At 62.3% G+C, this 15,283-nt stretch carries 13 protein-coding genes; 11 read left to right on the top strand and 2 right to left on the bottom strand.

Annotated features, from left to right (window positions below):
* The first annotated feature begins 25 nt into the window (after nt 1–25).
* The 3 genes from FJ414_RS02955 to FJ414_RS02965 are packed head-to-tail and all read left to right on the top strand — an operon-like array spanning nt 26 to nt 2,163.
* A complete protein-coding gene (locus FJ414_RS02955; RefSeq protein ID WP_140641145.1) occupies nt 26–457 on the top strand; it encodes a hypothetical protein in 432 nt (143 codons plus the stop codon).
* The gene (locus FJ414_RS02960) at nt 457–1,323 is read left to right on the top strand and encodes an alpha/beta hydrolase (RefSeq protein ID WP_140641146.1); all 867 of its coding nucleotides are present in this window, start codon (nt 457–459) and stop codon (nt 1,321–1,323) included. Before FJ414_RS02955 ends, FJ414_RS02960 begins: the two co-directional genes overlap by 1 nt.
* A gap of 12 nt (nt 1,324–1,335) precedes the next feature.
* Complete coding sequence (locus FJ414_RS02965; RefSeq protein ID WP_140641147.1) at nt 1,336–2,163, top strand: Stf0 family sulfotransferase; 828 nt, start codon at nt 1,336–1,338, stop codon at nt 2,161–2,163.
* Here FJ414_RS02965 and FJ414_RS02970 read toward each other — a convergent pair.
* Complete coding sequence (locus tag FJ414_RS02970; RefSeq protein WP_140641148.1) at nt 2,152–3,357, bottom strand: cytochrome P450; 1,206 nt, start codon at nt 3,355–3,357, stop codon at nt 2,152–2,154. The two genes, FJ414_RS02965 and FJ414_RS02970, sit on opposite strands and share 12 nt — an antisense overlap.
* A gap of 176 nt (nt 3,358–3,533) precedes the next feature.
* Between FJ414_RS02970 and FJ414_RS02975 the strand changes: the two genes are divergently transcribed.
* The 7 genes from FJ414_RS02975 (at nt 3,534) to FJ414_RS03005 (ending at nt 12,214) form a co-directional block, all read left to right on the top strand.
* Complete coding sequence (locus FJ414_RS02975; RefSeq protein ID WP_140641149.1) at nt 3,534–4,457, top strand: Lpg1974 family pore-forming outer membrane protein; 924 nt, start codon at nt 3,534–3,536, stop codon at nt 4,455–4,457.
* 18 nt (nt 4,458–4,475) lie between these two features.
* Entirely contained in the window at nt 4,476–5,333 is an 858-nt protein-coding gene (locus tag FJ414_RS02980) for an alpha/beta hydrolase (RefSeq protein ID WP_140641150.1), read from the top strand.
* Nucleotides 5,334–5,624: 291 nt separating this feature from the next.
* On the top strand, nt 5,625–6,668 hold the full coding sequence (locus FJ414_RS02985; RefSeq protein WP_140641151.1) for a LacI family DNA-binding transcriptional regulator: 1,044 nt from the start codon (nt 5,625–5,627) through the stop codon (nt 6,666–6,668).
* Nucleotides 6,669–6,743: 75 nt separating this feature from the next.
* Nucleotides 6,744–7,991, top strand: coding sequence for a sugar ABC transporter substrate-binding protein (locus FJ414_RS02990; RefSeq protein ID WP_140641152.1), 1,248 nt, complete (start codon nt 6,744–6,746; stop codon nt 7,989–7,991).
* Between the two features lie 462 nt (nt 7,992–8,453).
* On the top strand, nt 8,454–9,374 hold the full coding sequence (locus tag FJ414_RS02995) for a sugar ABC transporter permease (RefSeq protein WP_140641153.1): 921 nt from the start codon (nt 8,454–8,456) through the stop codon (nt 9,372–9,374).
* A complete protein-coding gene (locus tag FJ414_RS03000) occupies nt 9,374–10,231 on the top strand; it encodes a carbohydrate ABC transporter permease (RefSeq protein ID WP_140641154.1) in 858 nt (285 codons plus the stop codon). Before FJ414_RS02995 ends, FJ414_RS03000 begins: the two co-directional genes overlap by 1 nt.
* A gap of 18 nt (nt 10,232–10,249) precedes the next feature.
* Nucleotides 10,250–12,214, top strand: a complete 1,965-nt coding sequence (locus FJ414_RS03005) for a glycoside hydrolase family 127 protein (protein WP_140641155.1) — start codon at nt 10,250–10,252, stop codon at nt 12,212–12,214.
* A gap of 65 nt (nt 12,215–12,279) precedes the next feature.
* Here the strand turns inward: FJ414_RS03005 and FJ414_RS03010 are convergent, their stop codons facing one another.
* Complete coding sequence (locus FJ414_RS03010; protein WP_246672281.1) at nt 12,280–12,966, bottom strand: DUF1194 domain-containing protein; 687 nt, start codon at nt 12,964–12,966, stop codon at nt 12,280–12,282.
* A 303-nt stretch (nt 12,967–13,269) separates the two neighbouring features.
* Between FJ414_RS03010 and FJ414_RS03015 the strand changes: the two genes are divergently transcribed.
* Nucleotides 13,270–15,240, top strand: coding sequence for a BTAD domain-containing putative transcriptional regulator (locus tag FJ414_RS03015; protein ID WP_140641569.1), 1,971 nt, complete (start codon nt 13,270–13,272; stop codon nt 15,238–15,240).
* The last annotated feature ends 43 nt before the right edge of the window (nt 15,241–15,283 follow it).

A 15,283-nucleotide genomic window follows, 5' to 3' on the forward strand; every position in this document is an offset into this window, starting at 1 on the left:
CCCATTCGAAGTGCCTTGAGGCCGCATGACCAAGCTCCTTTTCACCCGCGTTCCTTTCAACCCGGTCTCTCTCGGGCTCGTCTGCAATTTCATTGCGCACTATCCGCCCTTCGACGGATACGAGTTTGGACAGATGGTGAAGTCCTTGCGCTACCAGATCGAGCAGCAGACGCACCTCATCGGTTCCATTGACGATGCGATCGTCGCTTACGTCGGCTGGATCGTGACCAACTGCGAAATTGCCGAAACGTGGGTTGCAAACAGAGGGCCACTCAACCCCGATCTCAGCGGCAACGCGATTGCCGCGACGATTATGGCTACGCGCTCGTCCTCGCACATCCTGCCGATGATCAAGGAAGCGAAACTGCTCAACCTCGACAAGTCGGTCTACTGGAAGCGCGATTTCATCGACGCCCGCGGTGCCATGAAACGCGCCGTCCGCAAACGGGACGCGTGATGGAACAGGCTACCCCAGGCGAGGCGCTGACCCAGGAAATCCTGATCCGCCTCGGCGACCGTTACGCCTCGATGTTCGTGCGCATCTGGCAACCGGCCGGCCAATCGCGCGGCACCGTGTTCTGCCTGCACGGCTTTGCCGGCAATGGCTCCGATTTCGATTACCTAGCGGCGTTCCTCTGCCGCAACGGCTATCTGGTGATCTGCCCCGACCTGCTCGGACGAGGGCGCAGCGCCTATCTCGGCGCGGGCTACGATATGGATCTCTATTCCAGGTGCCTACGCGCGCTCAGCCAGTTTGCCGGTAAGGAGAACCATTTCGTCGGCACGTCATGGGGCGGGCTGATCCTGCTTCTATTTCTCTACGCGAACCGCGGCCGCGTCGACAGGATCATCCTCAACGATGTCCCCCTGATTGGCGGGCCGAAGGTCGACGCCTTACGAAACGAAGCCATCCGCGAAGCCGCGCTTGTATTCCAGACGCGCGCCGAGGCAGGTCAATATCTGCGTGCCTCAAATCCAGGCATGGGGCGGGTGGAGAGGCCGGTCCTCGACCGCTTCATCGATAACAGAATTGCCGCGAGGGCTGGCGAGTTTCGTTTGGCCTACGATCCGGCCACGACCGGGAATTTCGAGGCCATGACCGGCCGCGAATACGACCTGTTTCCCATGGTCGCTAAGCTCGACGCCCAGGTCATGCTCATGTACGGCCGCGAGAGCGGGTTCATCGACAGGCAGGCCTTTGAACGATCCCGCTGCGCCCGACCCGATCTTTGCATCGTCGACAATATCGATGTCGGCCATCCGCCGTCGCTGATGACGCCCGATCAGGCTCTCCTGATCTTCGGGTTTCTGTCCGCCATGTGAGCAGTATCCGTCATGGCGGGATCGCACTTCGATGAAACATATACCCGATTGCTCTCAGCTGATCTCGATCGCGACGGCGCGGCCGAAAATCCGTATAGAATCCTGATTTGCACCACGCCGAGAACCGCCGGCCATACCTATTGCCAGGTCATGCGGCATTTTGGACTTGGCCTGCCCACCGAATACTTCCAGTGGCAATTCGCGGTACCGCTCATGCGGCGCTGGACGGGAGACGACACATTCGACGTCCCGGCGCTCGATCGCGGTGCGTCGTCATATGGAAAGCATCTTCTGATGCGGCGCTCAGTCGAAGGCGTATTCGCGGCCAAGCTGTTTTTCGGCAATCTGGACTTCGCCCGCCTCTCGATCGGCGAGGATGATGCAAGCTCGTTCTATGTATTCCTGTCCCGCCGGAACAAAGTCGATCAGACGGTCAGCCTGCTTTCGATGCTGCATACTGGTCAGCCATTCGATGGCGGGGAAACGCTGCCCGGTGTCCCTATGTTGAGAACGATAAGTCAGAAGGCGGTTATTGACACCGTGCGACACATCGCGGACTCCGAGGCAAAGTGGCGGAGCTACCTTTCGACCATTGACGTGACGAGGGTTGCTCATGTGGCCTATGAGGATTTCGTCGTCAATCCCCACGACAATGTGAAGGCGACGATGCGGAACTGGTTTCCAGCCCGCAATCTGCGCAATGATGCCCTCGCTGCAAATGGTCGCTACAGCAACGACGCCTCCGTAAAGTCGATTATCGCAAGACAGTTCGGAGGCTTGATCCGTCAACTTTGGCGCGACATGCCTGTCGAGGCGGAGCAGAGCCGATCAGCGCCTTGACACTTGGACGGACATGCCGCTCGCCGGGCGCAGCGCCAGCGCATAGTCGAAGCGGATAACGTCGTCGGCGCGAGTAAAGGCGAACTGGCGCACGACCGCGCGAACCGCCTGCTCCACCTCGAGTCGGCCCAGGCGTGCGCCCCCGCACATACGCGGTCCGGTTAGGAAGGGAATGAAGGCGCGGCGGTCGAAACTGTTGTTGATGAACTCCTTGCGGCTGGCATCGAAAGTCCTCGGATTTTCCCAGAATTCAGGATGCTGGTGCACACCGACGAGGGACAGCATGATAAGTTGCCCGGCCCGTAGCGACGTGCCATCCAGAACCGCATCGGTGCTTACTTCGCGGGTGAGGAACGGTATAGGTGGGAAATAGCGCATCGTCTCGTTGATGAAGCAGTCAGTAAACGGTGTCTGTGCCTTGCCGCCAGCAATCTCACTATAGATACGCTCCTGCACCTGCTGGTTGGCGCCGAGCCTATCGATCACCCACTGCACTGTCGTGACGGTGGTTTCGACGCCAGCGAACAGATTCATCACGAATTCTTCGATCGGGGAAAAGCCGTCGATCCCGGCTGCTCTTTCCGAGAAACGGTCCATTTCCGCGGCCGCCCGCGGATCCGCCATCAGTTGCGAACCGAAATCCGCGATGACCGCGCGGGCATCTTGGATGGCGCTGTCTCTTTCGGCATTGGTTGGCGTGACCCAGGAATAATACTGCAGGCGGCGCAATGTCTCACGGACTCGGTCGAAAAGCACAGCGGTTGGTCGCGCTTCCGCGACAAGTCCGAAGGCCTGATAGAAAATGGTCATGGCGCCGGTGAAAAGCGCCTGGTGGATTCCTGCGAGGGAGGTCTCGCAATCGGCAAGGTCGCCGCTGAATATATCCGACACGCTTTGCCCATGGGCGGGTTTGGCCGCCGCGAGATAGCGATCCTGGGTGATGGCGCGTCTTGTCGCCCATTCCTCGTCATTGGTGTTGAAGCGGCTGAAGCCGAGGGCCGAGATCAGCGAGAAGTTCTTCCGGAACAGGGCAGGCGACTTGACGATCTCGTCGACGCTCTCCGGATGGTCGAATACGACGAGGTTGCCGATTTCCTTAGCGCCGGTTGCTCGTCCATCATCCTGCCCGCTCCGCGCGAATAGGTTGTAGACGAGACTGTTGAGCATGCCTTCAATTTGTGCTGGATCGCTCACCCTACCTCCATGTCTGAACGCACGACCACTTCGGTATTCGTTCAGCTAACGATGTCCCTTATTGTTGCAAAAATGCGACAGTCACGCCGCAAAGTCGTTGGCATCCCGCAGCGGCAATAGGCGGTTATAAACTTGTCTGCAATAACAACCCGGCTGGAATCTGGGTGGGGACTTAAATGCATTCGCAGGGCACGGGTAAATTTTTAGCTACGGTGGCGGCTTCGGCTGCCTCCCTAACGGCAACAGGCGTGGCCACGGCTAACGCAACCGAGGCGCAGCCCTCGGATCAGACGGTCATTGATTCGCGCATCAAGATGTCGTTCGAAGGCTCGTACTTCTGGAACAATCTCCATAACGACGACAAGCTGAGCAGCGACAAGCTGGGTAAAGGCAACGGTGATATTTCCGGGGCAGTTTCGCTGACCAAGCAGATCTCTCCGGACTGGGATTGGCGTCTTGCCGCCGCTGTCCAACTCGGCAAGGACCGCTCTGCCCTCCTCTTCGAGCAGCCTGAGACGAACCCTGAGGGCCTTGTTACAGGGACTTACAGCGACGGCTACAGCTTCCAGACTTTCGATTTTGACGTCGGCAAGCACGTCAAGGTGCAACAGGCCGATATCCGTTTCTTCGGCGGCCTGCGGCTGGTGCATTCCGACGAGACATTGGGCGAGATTTCCGAAAAGTTCACCCCCACCAATCCTGCCGACAAGGGCATCGCCGCTGACAAGATCGGTACGGCCGAGTACTGGGGCATCGGCCCGCGCGTTGGTGCGGAAGCTTACTATCCGGTTGGCGAGAACTGGGGCCTGACAGGCTCGGCTTCGGGCGCAGTCATGTGGGGCCGCCGCACCGCGCATGTCGGTGTCAATATCTCGTCCACAAACCCAGACGAACACTTTTCCGAAACTCTGGCCAGTCAGGGCTCGAACGAAACGGTCTCGAACCTCGACGCATCGCTTGGCCTGAGCTGGACGCCGATAACGAACGCTACCTTCACTGCTGGTTACAAGATCGAGGCGTGGCACGATCTGCTTGTGAACGCAGATCACAAGAATCAGGTTTTCCAAGGCCCGTTCCTGCGCCTCGAAGTAAAGATGTGATCGCGGCGGCCGGTCAGGGTGACTTCGGAGACAGGTTTCGAGTCCAGGTTCGCATCTAACAGGAACGTTAAACTGCACTATGTCGCGGCGGGCTCCGGCCCGCCGATCCTTTTCCTGCACGGCCTTCCCGACCATGGCCTTGGTTGGCGCAGGCAGATCGAGGCTCTGCGCGGCAGTTTCAGGGTGCTGGCACCGGATTTGCGCGGATTCGGGCGAAGCGACGCGCCGCGGGGACATGCCCACTACACGCTGCTGCCGCATCTGGTCGAGGACGTGCTTTCGGTGCTCGTGGCCGAACAACTCTCCCAAGCCTCGATCGTCGGTCATGACTGGGGCGGGACCATTGCTTGGTGGCTGGCCATGCGGATCCCGCAGGTGGTTCGCCATCTGGTTGTCCTTTCCTCCCCTCATCCGCGCAACTATCTGCGCGCCATCGCCGATCCAGCCAACACCCGGTATTTCGCCTATGTGCGCCGCTTCCAGGAGGCAGGCGCGTCCGCCATGCCGGCGCCGGAGGAGCTTGCCGGATGGGTCGCCGACGAGGCCGACCGACAGGCTCTCGCAGCGTCGCTCCGGCATTCCGATCCGGAGGCGATGCTGGGTTACTACAGGGCCAATATTCCGCTCGGCAGGGTGCCGGACATCGGTCAATTGCCTCTGGTCAAAGCACCGACGCTGGTGATGTTCGGCGCCCACGATCCCTATGTTCCGGCCAGTGCTTTCGAAGGCACATTCCGCGAAGTCGACAACATCAGCTCCGTGGTGGCGCTGCCCGACGCCGGCCATTTCATCCATCATGAGGCCGCCACCTTCGTCACGCGTGAGATCGAGGGTTGGGTGTCGCGGCCGCTGTCGAGCTTTCGGGTCGCGGGATAGAGACGCGATCGGCAATCGGCAGTGCGAACCGTCGCAGTGCAGATGCGAGCTGATGAGTGGGAGCCGGGCAGCGTCAGCACGGTTGCCACTTTGAGCCCTCGTTGCTGTAAGGTTTCCGGACAAGGCGTTGGGCCTTCTTCATGCCCCCTTGCGTTCACCCTTGTTTTCGGATTAGATTTCGCTTGAGAAAACCTTTTCCCAAATCGCCCTGCGCTTGCTGACCTCATCCGTCATCACCACGCAGGCCGATAAGAGAAAACCTTTTCCCAACTCAGGGAATGGTTGCACGATATGTCTTCGGATGCCTCACCTGTCTCCGCCAAGCCGCCGGTCACGCTGCGCGAGGTCGCTGCCGCGGCCGGCGTCAGCGTCGCCACGGCGTCGAAGGCGCTGAACGGGCAGGGGCGGATGACGGCGGAGACGCGCGAGCGCATCCGCGAGACGGCGCGGCTGCTCGGCTTCCGGCCGAACAGCCTGGCCCAGAGCCTCCTGCGAAAACGCTCCTTCACCGTCGGGCTGCTCACCAACGATACCTATGGCCGCTTCTCGCTGCCGCTGATGGCTGGCGTTTCGGATGCGCTGGTCGACAAGGGCGTCTCGGTGTTCCTGTGCAATGTCGAGGATGACCAGCGGCTCGGCCAGCTGCATGTCGAGGCCATGCTTGACAAGCGCGTCGACGGCATCGTCGCCACGGGAAAACGCATCGACCGCCATCTGCCCGTCGATCTCTCCAACTTGCGCATCCCGGTCGTCTACGCCTTCACCCAGCCCGATCCCGGCGCGGTCGGCCTCGTCTCTGACGACGCCGGCGGCGCGCGGCTGACGGTAGAGCAGTTTGTGCGGCTCGGGCGCCGGCGCATTGCCCATGTCACTGGACCGGCGAGCTTCGAGGTGGTGCACACGCGGGCCGGGGCGTACCGCGATGTCCTGACGGAGAACGGCCTGGCCTTGAGCGAGCCGCTGCTGGGCGCATGGTCGGAAGCCTGGGGCCACGATGCCGTGGCAAGACTGTTCAGCAAGGCGGGCAGGGAGGGGTGGCCGGACGCCGTCTTCTGCGGCAACGACCAGATTGCCCGCGGCGTCATCGACGCGCTGCGCGAGCGCGGCATAAGGGTGCCCGAGGATGTTGGCGTCATCGGCTTCGACAATTGGGAGATCGTGGCCGAGGCGACGCGTCCGCCGCTGACTTCCATCGACATGAACCTGGCGAGCCTCGGCCGCGAGGCCGGGCTTGCCCTGCTTTCGCTCGTCGACGGCCAGCCGGCCGTGCCGGGCATCAGGAAACTGCCGTGCCGGCTGGTGGTGCGTCAGTCATGCGGCAGTCCGCCGCAATGAAGCAACAAGGCCACGCGCCCGAACAAGCAGGGCGGCGTGGGCAGAACAGGGAGGAGAACCATGAGGAGGAGTAAGATGAAGACCATTTTTGCCAGGCTTGCCCTTGCGGCAGCCGTCATTGGTGGCGGCCTGCAGGCGGCGTCCGCCGAGACCGCCAACATCTGGGTGCGCGCCGACGGCTCGAACTTCATGCCGCGCATCGTCGACGCCTTCAACAAGACCAACAAGGACCAGGTCAAGCTCGACATCATTCCCAATGCCGAGATCATCCCGAAATATGGCGCGGCCGCCGCCGGCGGCACGGCGCCCGACGCGCTCTCGCTCGACCTGATCTACACGCCGTCCTTCGCCGCCGCCGGCCAGTTGGAGGACATCACCGACTGGGCGAAATCCTTGCCCTATTTTTCGAGCCTGTCGCCGGCGCATGTGAAGACCGGCACCTACAAGGACCGCATCTACGGCCTGCCGTTCTCGGCCGACGCCTCGGTGCTGATCTGGAACAAGAAGCTGTTCAAGCAGGCGGGGCTGGACCCTGAGAAGGGCCCGACCAATTGGGCCGAGATCGAGGCCGACGCCGAGAAGGTCAACGCGCTTGGCGGCGACATCAAGGGCTTCTACTTCTCGGGCAATTGCGGCGGCTGCAACATCTTCACCTTCACGCCGCTGATCTGGGCCTCGGGCGGCGACATCCTGTCCGAGGACGGCTCGAAGGCGACGCTCGACAGCCCGCAGTTGCGCGGCGCGATCGACCTCTACCGCTCGATGGTCAAGAAAGGGCTGGTGCCCGAGGGCGCGCAGACCGATACCGGCGCCAATTTCTTCGCCGCCTTTGCCGGCGGCAAGATCGGCATCTCGCCGTCCGGCGCCTTCGCCATCGGCGCGCTCAACACGCAGTATCCGGACGTCGACTACGGCATCACCTTCCTGCCGGGCAAGGATGGCGGCTGGTCGTCCTTCGCCGGCGGCGACAATTTCGTCGTCACCAAGGGCACCAAGAAGATCGCCGTGGTGAAGGAGTTTTTGGACTTCGCCTATTCGCTCGAGGGCCAGACCATCCTTGCCAAATATGGCAGCCTGCCGGTGCGCAACGACATCGCCAAGGATGCGCTCAAGGATCTCGACCCGCGCTACCAGGTGGCGGCCGAGGCGATGGCCAAGGGCAGGACGCCCTATTCGGTGGTGTTCAACGACCTGATCAACTCTGCCAACGGTCCGTGGACGCAGATGATCAACGAGGTGTTCTTCGGCGACGACGTCGACGGCGCCATCAAGAACGCGCAGGATACCATGCAGTCGATCATCGACCAGGCGCCGAACAAGTAACACAGGGCCAGCCGGCGGCGAGGATCGCGCACCGCCTCGCCGCCAAGGCTCTGACCGGCCGCCCGCTCCGTCTCCCTGGCCGGGCGGCCGGATGATCCATCGCTGAATGGCAGGGACTGACGCGTTGAGAAAAGACCCCTTCATCCGGCCGCTTCGCGGCCACCTTCTCTCTGGTGGGGAGAAGAGTTTGGCGCCGACGCTTGCGATCTCCTCTCCCCTTGGGGAGCGGTCGGATTGCCCCGGATTGCCCTTCGCAATCCGGTCGGCAATCCGGGTGAGGGGGCGCAGGCGGGCTGGCTCCACCTTCTCCCTTTGCGGGAAAAGGGGGCCGAGCGAAGCTCGGTCGGATGAGGGGCGCTCCAGGGAACGCCGACGCCTCACTCCGCTGGAACACCCCTCGTCCGTCTTGGCACTGCGCGCCGATCCACCTTCTCCCGCAAGGGGAGAAGGGGAGGCCCAGCCATGACCGCCATCGCCACCACCTCCGCGCCCGCCCGAGCCCGCGCACGCACCAGCCGCCGGCAATGGGTGGGCCTGCTCTATGTCCTGCCGGCGGTCGCCCTGGTCACCGTCTTCTTCGTCATCCCGCTCGGCATGACGGCGTGGATGTCGCTGCACAACTGGCCGCTGATGGGCGAGCATTCCTTCATCGGCCTCGACAACTACTTTGCCATCCTGCGCGACACGCGCTTCTGGAATGCGCTGAAATTCACCTTCTATTACACGGTGATCGTCACCATCGCGATCTTCGCCGTCGCCTTCCCGCTGGCGATCTTCATCGAAAGACCGCGCCCGCTCACCAATCTCTACCGCACCGCCTTCTTCATGCCGGCGGTGGTGGGTTTTGCTTCGGCAAGCCTGCTCTGGTCGTGGCTCTTGAATGTCGATTCCGGCCTGTTCAGCCCGGCCGCCTTCGACCTCGGCCTGACCGGCAAGAAGGTCAATCTTCTCGCCACCTTCCAGCCGGCCTTCTGGTCGATCATCGCCATGGTGGTCTGGAAGGTCGCCGGCTTCACCATGATCATCCTGATGACCGGTCTGCAATCGATCCCGCAGGATTTGCAGGAGGCCGCCGTCATCGATGGCGCCGGCCCGTTCGCCAGGTTCAGGGCGATCACCTTGCCGCTGATGCGCCGCACGCTGGCGCTGGCGCTGATCCTGTCGGTCGCCGGCTCGATCCTGGCCTTCGACCAGTTCTACATCATCCTGCGCGGCGGCCCGCGCAACCAGACGCTGACGGCCGTCTACTGGATCTTCAACCAGTCCTTCGTCTCGTTCAAGCTCGGCTACGGCGCGGCACTCTCCATGGTGCTGCTGGTCATCCTGGTGGCGCTCAGCCTCATCCAGCTCTGGCTGCTGCGCAAGCCCGAGGGGCTCGACTGATGGCCGAGGCGATGTCGCAAAACCGCAAAGCGGCCTTCAGCCTCGCCAGGCACTCGACCGGCATCGTCGCCTCGGTGCTGTTTTTGGCGCCGATCGTGTGGACGGTGCTGTCGACCTTCAAGCCGGCGCAGGAAGCGCGCCAGCCGCCGCTGCCGCCCTGGCCGACCACCGGCTTCTCGATCGAGAATTATCAGACGCTGAACTCCTTCGGCGACGGGCTCTGGGTCTCGGCGCAGAACAGCATCTATGTCTCGGTGATGACGGTGCTGCTCTCGGTTCTGGTCAGCGTGCTCGCCGGCTACGGTTTTTCGCGCTTCCGCTTTCCGTTCCGGGATTTCTTCTTCGTCCTCATCCTGTCGACGATCATGATCCCGTTCCAGTCGATCCTGACGCCGATCTTCCTGGTGCTGACGAAACTCGGCCTGCACAACACGCTGACCGGGCTGGTCTGCGTCTATGTCACGCTGCAGCTGCCGTTCTCGATCTTCATGATGCGCAATGCCTTCGACGCCGTGCCACGCGAGATCGAGGAGGCAGCGCGCATGGACGGCGCCAACAACGTCACCATGCTGGTGAAGGTGATGCTGCCGCTGGTCTGGCCCGGCGTCGTCACCATCGCGCTGTTCGCCTTCCTCGGCGCCTGGAACGAGTTCCTGGCAGCACTCGTGCTGATGACCGACCAGTCCAAATTCACCTTGCCGGTGATGATGACCGCGCTTCAGTCCGGCCGCTTCGGCGCCATCGACTGGGGCGCCGTGCAGGCCGGCGTCACGGTGATGATGGTGCCCTGCCTGATCCTCTTCCTGGCGCTGCAGCGCTTCTACATCCGCGGCCTGATGGCCGGGGCCGTCAAGTAATTCGAATGGAGTGAAATCATGACCGCATCGCAGCCCGCCGCGCAGACCGGCACCTCCGCCAGGCCGAAGCTTGCCTTCCGGCCGCTTCCCGTGCCGCAGGTCGATGTCCGCGGCTTCTGGGGCGACCGTGTCGATGCCGTGGCCGCCAAGACCGCCGGCATCCTCTACGACCGTTGTGTCGAGGCGCGCATGCTGGAGCAGATCGATCCGGACGTGCCGTCACCGGGTGTCGTCATCCCCTTCCATGTCAGCGACGGTTTTACCGCGCGCACCGTGACCACCCAGATGTTCTGGGATTCCGACTGGGGCAAGACGATCGAGACCGCGGCCTATTCGCTCTACCGCCGCCGAAATTCCGATCTGGAAAAGAAGATCGACGCCGTCATCGACATGTACGGCAAGCTGCAGCAGGAGGACGGCTATCTGTCGAGCTGGTACCAGCGCATCCAGCCCGGCCTGCGCTGGACCAATCTGCGCGACTGCCACGAGCTCTACTGCGCCGGCCACCTGATCGAGGGCGCCGTCGCTTACTTTCAGGCGACGGGAAAACGCAAGCTCCTCGACATCATGAGCCGCTATGCCGACCACATCGCCTCGATGTTCGGCCCCGAGCCGGAGAAGAAAAAAGGCTATTGCGGCCATGAGGAGATCGAGCTGGCGCTGGTCAAGCTCGCCCGCGTCACCGGCAACGACAAGTATATGAAGCTGGCAAAATACTTCATCGACCAGCGCGGCCAGCAGCCGCATTACTTCGACGAGGAGGCGCTGGCGCGCGGCGCCGACCCGAAGGATTTCCACTTCAAGACCTACGAATACAACCAGTCGCACAAGCCGGTGCGCGAGCAGGACAAGGTCGTAGGCCATGCGGTGAGAGCCATGTACCTCTATTCCGGCATGGCCGACATCGCGACCGAATATGGCGACGACACGCTCAAGGTGGCGCTCGAGCGGCTATGGGACGATCTCACGACGAAAAGCCTCTACGTCACCGGCGGTCTGGGTCCGTCGGCCGACAATGAAGGCTTCACCAACGACTACGACCTGCCCAACGAGACCGCCTATGCCGAGACCTGCGCTTCGGTCGGCCTGGTGTTCTGGGCGAGCCGCATGCTGGGCATGGGTCCGAACGCGCGCTATGCCGACATGATGGAGCGGGCTTTATACAACGGCTCGATCTCGGGCCTGTCGCTCGACGGCTCGCTGTTCTTCTACGAGAACCCGCTGGAGAGCCGCGGCGGCCACCATCGCTGGAAATGGCACCGCTGCCCGTGCTGCCCGCCCAACATCGGCCGCATGGTGGCCTCGATCGGCAGCTATTTCTACGGCCTCGCCGACGATGCGCTGGCGGTCCACCTCTATGGCGACTCGACCGCGCGCTTCGAGATCGCCGGCCGGCAGGTTACCTTGGTCCAGACCTGCAACTATCCCTGGGATGGCGCGGTCGCGATCGAGGTCGGGCCGGAGGCGCCGATTGCGTTCACGCTTCATCTGCGCATGCCTGCTTGGTGCCGGAAGGCAGCGCTTCGGATCAACGGCAAGCTGGTCGATCTCGAAGCGGCGACGGTCGACGGCTATGCCGCGATCCGCCGCGAATGGCGCCAGGGCGATAAGGTCGAGCTCGATCTCGAAATGTCGATGGCGCGCCTCTTCGCCAACCCGCAGGTGCGGCAGGACATCGGCCGCGTCGCGCTGGCGCGCGGCCCGCTGATCTACTGCGTCGAGGAAACCGACAATGGCGGCGGGCTGCATCGCATAGCGCTATCGCGCACGGCCAGGCTCGAGGCCAACAAGGAGCCGAACCTGCTCGGCGGCGTCGTCACGCTTTCGGCCATCGGCAGCCGGGCCGAAACGAAGAACTGGGGTCACGATCTCTATCGCCCCGAACCGCCGGCGACGAAGGAGACGAAGCTCAAGGCCATTCCCTATTTCGCCTGGGACAATCGCGACCCCGGCGAGATGCTGGTCTGGCTGAGCGAGGGGTAGGGCACCTGCGTCGTCTCGGCGGGACGAACTTCCGCCGGCAAGTCCTTCACGAATGGCGTGCAAGCCTACTGGATATTTGCAACGGAGGCGGATAGTGCCGACGCTCGATCGGGCGTTTCGGCATTCATGCTCACTTCCGTCACCAGCTTGCGGCGCAGGGCCGTGACGTAATCGCGCGGCTCCTTCGGTGACATCACGAAGGCCTGTGAGCCGCCGATAACCGACTGCTCAAAGTAGGAAGCCAGCGGTTGGCGAGGGTCTTCGTCGTCGGCCGGAATGGCGATCGCGTTGATCGTGTAACCCTTGGCGATGGCGTTTTCCCGGCTTGGCTGCACAGGCAGCCCGTCATTGTTCTCGCCATTCGAAGAGATGTCGATCACCTTCTTCATGGCATTTCCTGGAAACTCGTCGAGCAGGAGGCTTCCGACATCGATTGCCGTCGAAACCGAAGTTCCGCCCCGGCCTCGACGGATATGGCCGGTGTCGCCCGTCTTGCTGATCACCGACGCGGCCGCCTTGGCATCGTCCAGTCCGCAGATGCGTGTCCAGGGCAGCACGGTGCGCGAGCGACCCGGGCTCGACCATTCGAAATAGGCCACGCCGATGCAACCGAGATAGTTCTGGGAGATGGCGCGGATGATTTCGGGCGAGGTGAGCGCTTCGGCGTGGCCTTCACGCTGCATGTCGGCGATCTTGGGATCGATCGAGGAGGAGAAATCCACGGCGAAGACCACGGCTACGTCGACACGCATCGACGCCAGACCGACGTTGTTTGCATCCGCGACAGGTCCCCAAAGTATTGAGGTCGCGAATGTCGCCAGTCTCAGCAATGAATTGATATGCCTGATCGGCTCCGCATCAGAGCCAAAAGTCCCATGAATACATTCGACCATCTTATTTCCCCCTCTGACAAGAAACTTGTCGAGAAATCAGCTATTCCTCTTTCAGGGGATGCTAAATGAAGTGCGTCACGATAACGCTTGGAATGGCGGGCTTGGCGTTTGCGAGGCGTTAGTTTTGAGTTAGAATTTCGTCAGGCTGGGGGCCCGTTGGCAATGCAGGGTGGGAAAGGCTTCATTGCTGGCAGGATTTCTCTCTTCGGTGGTTTTCGAATTGAGAGGGAAGCTGGCAGTGAGCTCTTGCTGACCGGAAAGCGCGGTGCCGCTATCCTCGCCTATCTTGCCCTTTGTCCCGGTATGGCGGCGCCACGCGAGCGGCTGGCCGACCTGCTTTGGAGCGACAGCGACAGCGAACACTCACGCAACAGCCTGCGGCAAACGCTCAGTGTCCTGCGCCGGGATTTGTCGCGCGCGGGTATGGATATCATCCAGTCCCACAAGGAGCTGATTGGGATAAAGGCAAACGCGGTGCGGGTTGACGTGGAGGACTTCGAAGCCGGCCTGTCTGGCCGGTCTGCTTCGGAGCTCGAAACCACCCTGGCGCTTTATACGGGGCCGTTTCTCGACGGGTTTCATGTCGGCACCAATGTTTTCGACGATTGGGCGGCACAGGAACGCGAAAGGCTGCTGAGCCGCGCGCTTCCGTCGCTGGAGAAGCTCGCCCGTCTCGTGGATGCCGAAAGCGGGCTTGCCGTGGCCGATCGAATTCTGGCCATGGAACCGACGCGGGAGGAAGCCTACCGGCTGAAGATGGAACTGCTCGTTGCGGGCGGTCAGCGAGACCAGGCGTTGCGAACCTTCGAGGCTTGCAGAAGCGTCTTGAGGAAGGAGTTCGGTGTCGATGTCAGCGCCGAGACACGAACGCTCTGGCAATCGCTGCTTTCCTCGACAGGGTCACCGTCAAATCCGCAGACGGCCAACGGAGCCATCGCCGGTCAGCGCTCGGGACGCCCATCCATCGCCATGGCCGACTTCGTCAATCTGACGGGACAGCGCGGCGACGACTTCTTCGCCAAGGGTCTGGTCCACGATATCACCACGGCGCTCTCCGAGGTGGCCGACTATATCGTTATCTCGGCCCTCGAGAAAAACGGCGAGGAGCCGAGGGCGCAGGACAGCTTGCGGGCGCGTTACACGCTGAAGGGCAGCGTCCAGCGGTCGGGAGACGGGCTGAGGGTGAACATCCAGCTTGTCGATGCCGCGGGTGGCCACAATGTCTGGGCTCAGAAGTTCGACGGCCAATCGGAAAGCGCGCTTCAATTCCAGGACAGGATCGCGCAGTCGGTCGTGCTGGCGGTGAGCCTTGAGCTTCAGTTGACCAACTGGAAGGTTCGCGACAAGAGCCCGCCCGGTCCTCCCGAAGTGCGCCGGCTGGTGAACGAAGCCCTGATGAAATATTTCGAGATGACCCGGGACTCGTTGCTGGTCTCGAAGGATCTCGCCGAAAAAGCTCTGGCGATTGCGCCCGACAACGTCCGCGCGAAACGGACGCTGTCAATCGCGACGACCATGGGGGGTGCGTTCGGCGCCTTGCCTCGCAAGCAGGAGCATATCGACCGTGCGATCGAGCTTGCCGAGGACTCGGTAAGGGCCGTGCCCGACGACGAAATTGCCCGCTGCATCCTGTCATTCGCCTACGAATGCGATGGCCGGATCGACGAGGCGATCGTGCAATGCCAGCACGCAATCAGCCTCAATCCGAGCTATCCCAGCGGCCACGGCGATATTGCGATGCTCTTCGCGCTGCGCGGACAGGTCAGCGAGGCAGTGCGCGCGGCCAACGAAGCGATCCGGCTTGGAACGCATGACGTCATCGACTTCTGGCGCCACCACGGCCTAGTTTTGGCGCTGTTTGCCGGTCAGGACGATCGGCGGGCACTCGAAGTCGCCCGCAAGGTGGTCAGGATAAAGCCGGGATTCGTGCGCGGCGCCCTTTATTGGGCGGCAACCGCTTCGGCGACAGGGAACAATGAAGAGGCCTCGCGGGCCATCCATCACTGTCTGTCACAGCTTCCACATCTCAACCTGGGCAATGTCGCTCCTGGGTTCATGCCCCGCTATGTGAGGGACGACCATCACGGCAGGTTCCTCGAGATGCTGTCGAGAGCCGGCCTTCCTAGCTCCTGATCCGCGAACCTTCGACGGACCGAAGGCCACTCTTGCATGGCAC

Source organism: Mesorhizobium sp. B3-1-6, assembly GCF_006439555.1.
GTDB lineage: Bacteria > Pseudomonadota > Alphaproteobacteria > Rhizobiales > Rhizobiaceae > Mesorhizobium.

Bases quoted from the DNA above. Each gene is read 5' to 3' on its own strand.
- FJ414_RS03005 (WP_140641155.1), top strand. From the start codon at position 10,250: ATGACCGCATCGCAGCCCGCCGCGCAGACCGGCACCTCCGCCAGGCCG.
- FJ414_RS02990 (WP_140641152.1), top strand. From the start codon at position 6,744: ATGAAGACCATTTTTGCCAGGCTTGCCCTTGCGGCAGCCGTCATTGGT.
- FJ414_RS02960 (WP_140641146.1), top strand. From the start codon at position 457: ATGGAACAGGCTACCCCAGGCGAGGCGCTGACCCAGGAAATCCTGATC.
- FJ414_RS02985 (WP_140641151.1), top strand. From the start codon at position 5,625: ATGTCTTCGGATGCCTCACCTGTCTCCGCCAAGCCGCCGGTCACGCTG.
- FJ414_RS02995 (WP_140641153.1), top strand. From the start codon at position 8,454: ATGACCGCCATCGCCACCACCTCCGCGCCCGCCCGAGCCCGCGCACGC.
- FJ414_RS02975 (WP_140641149.1), top strand. From the start codon at position 3,534: ATGCATTCGCAGGGCACGGGTAAATTTTTAGCTACGGTGGCGGCTTCG.
- FJ414_RS03000 (WP_140641154.1), top strand. From the start codon at position 9,374: ATGGCCGAGGCGATGTCGCAAAACCGCAAAGCGGCCTTCAGCCTCGCC.
- FJ414_RS03010 (WP_246672281.1), bottom strand. From the start codon at position 12,966: ATGCGTGTCGACGTAGCCGTGGTCTTCGCCGTGGATTTCTCCTCCTCG.
- FJ414_RS03015 (WP_140641569.1), top strand. From the start codon at position 13,270: ATGCAGGGTGGGAAAGGCTTCATTGCTGGCAGGATTTCTCTCTTCGGT.
- FJ414_RS02955 (WP_140641145.1), top strand. From the start codon at position 26: ATGACCAAGCTCCTTTTCACCCGCGTTCCTTTCAACCCGGTCTCTCTC.
- FJ414_RS02965 (WP_140641147.1), top strand. From the start codon at position 1,336: ATGGCGGGATCGCACTTCGATGAAACATATACCCGATTGCTCTCAGCT.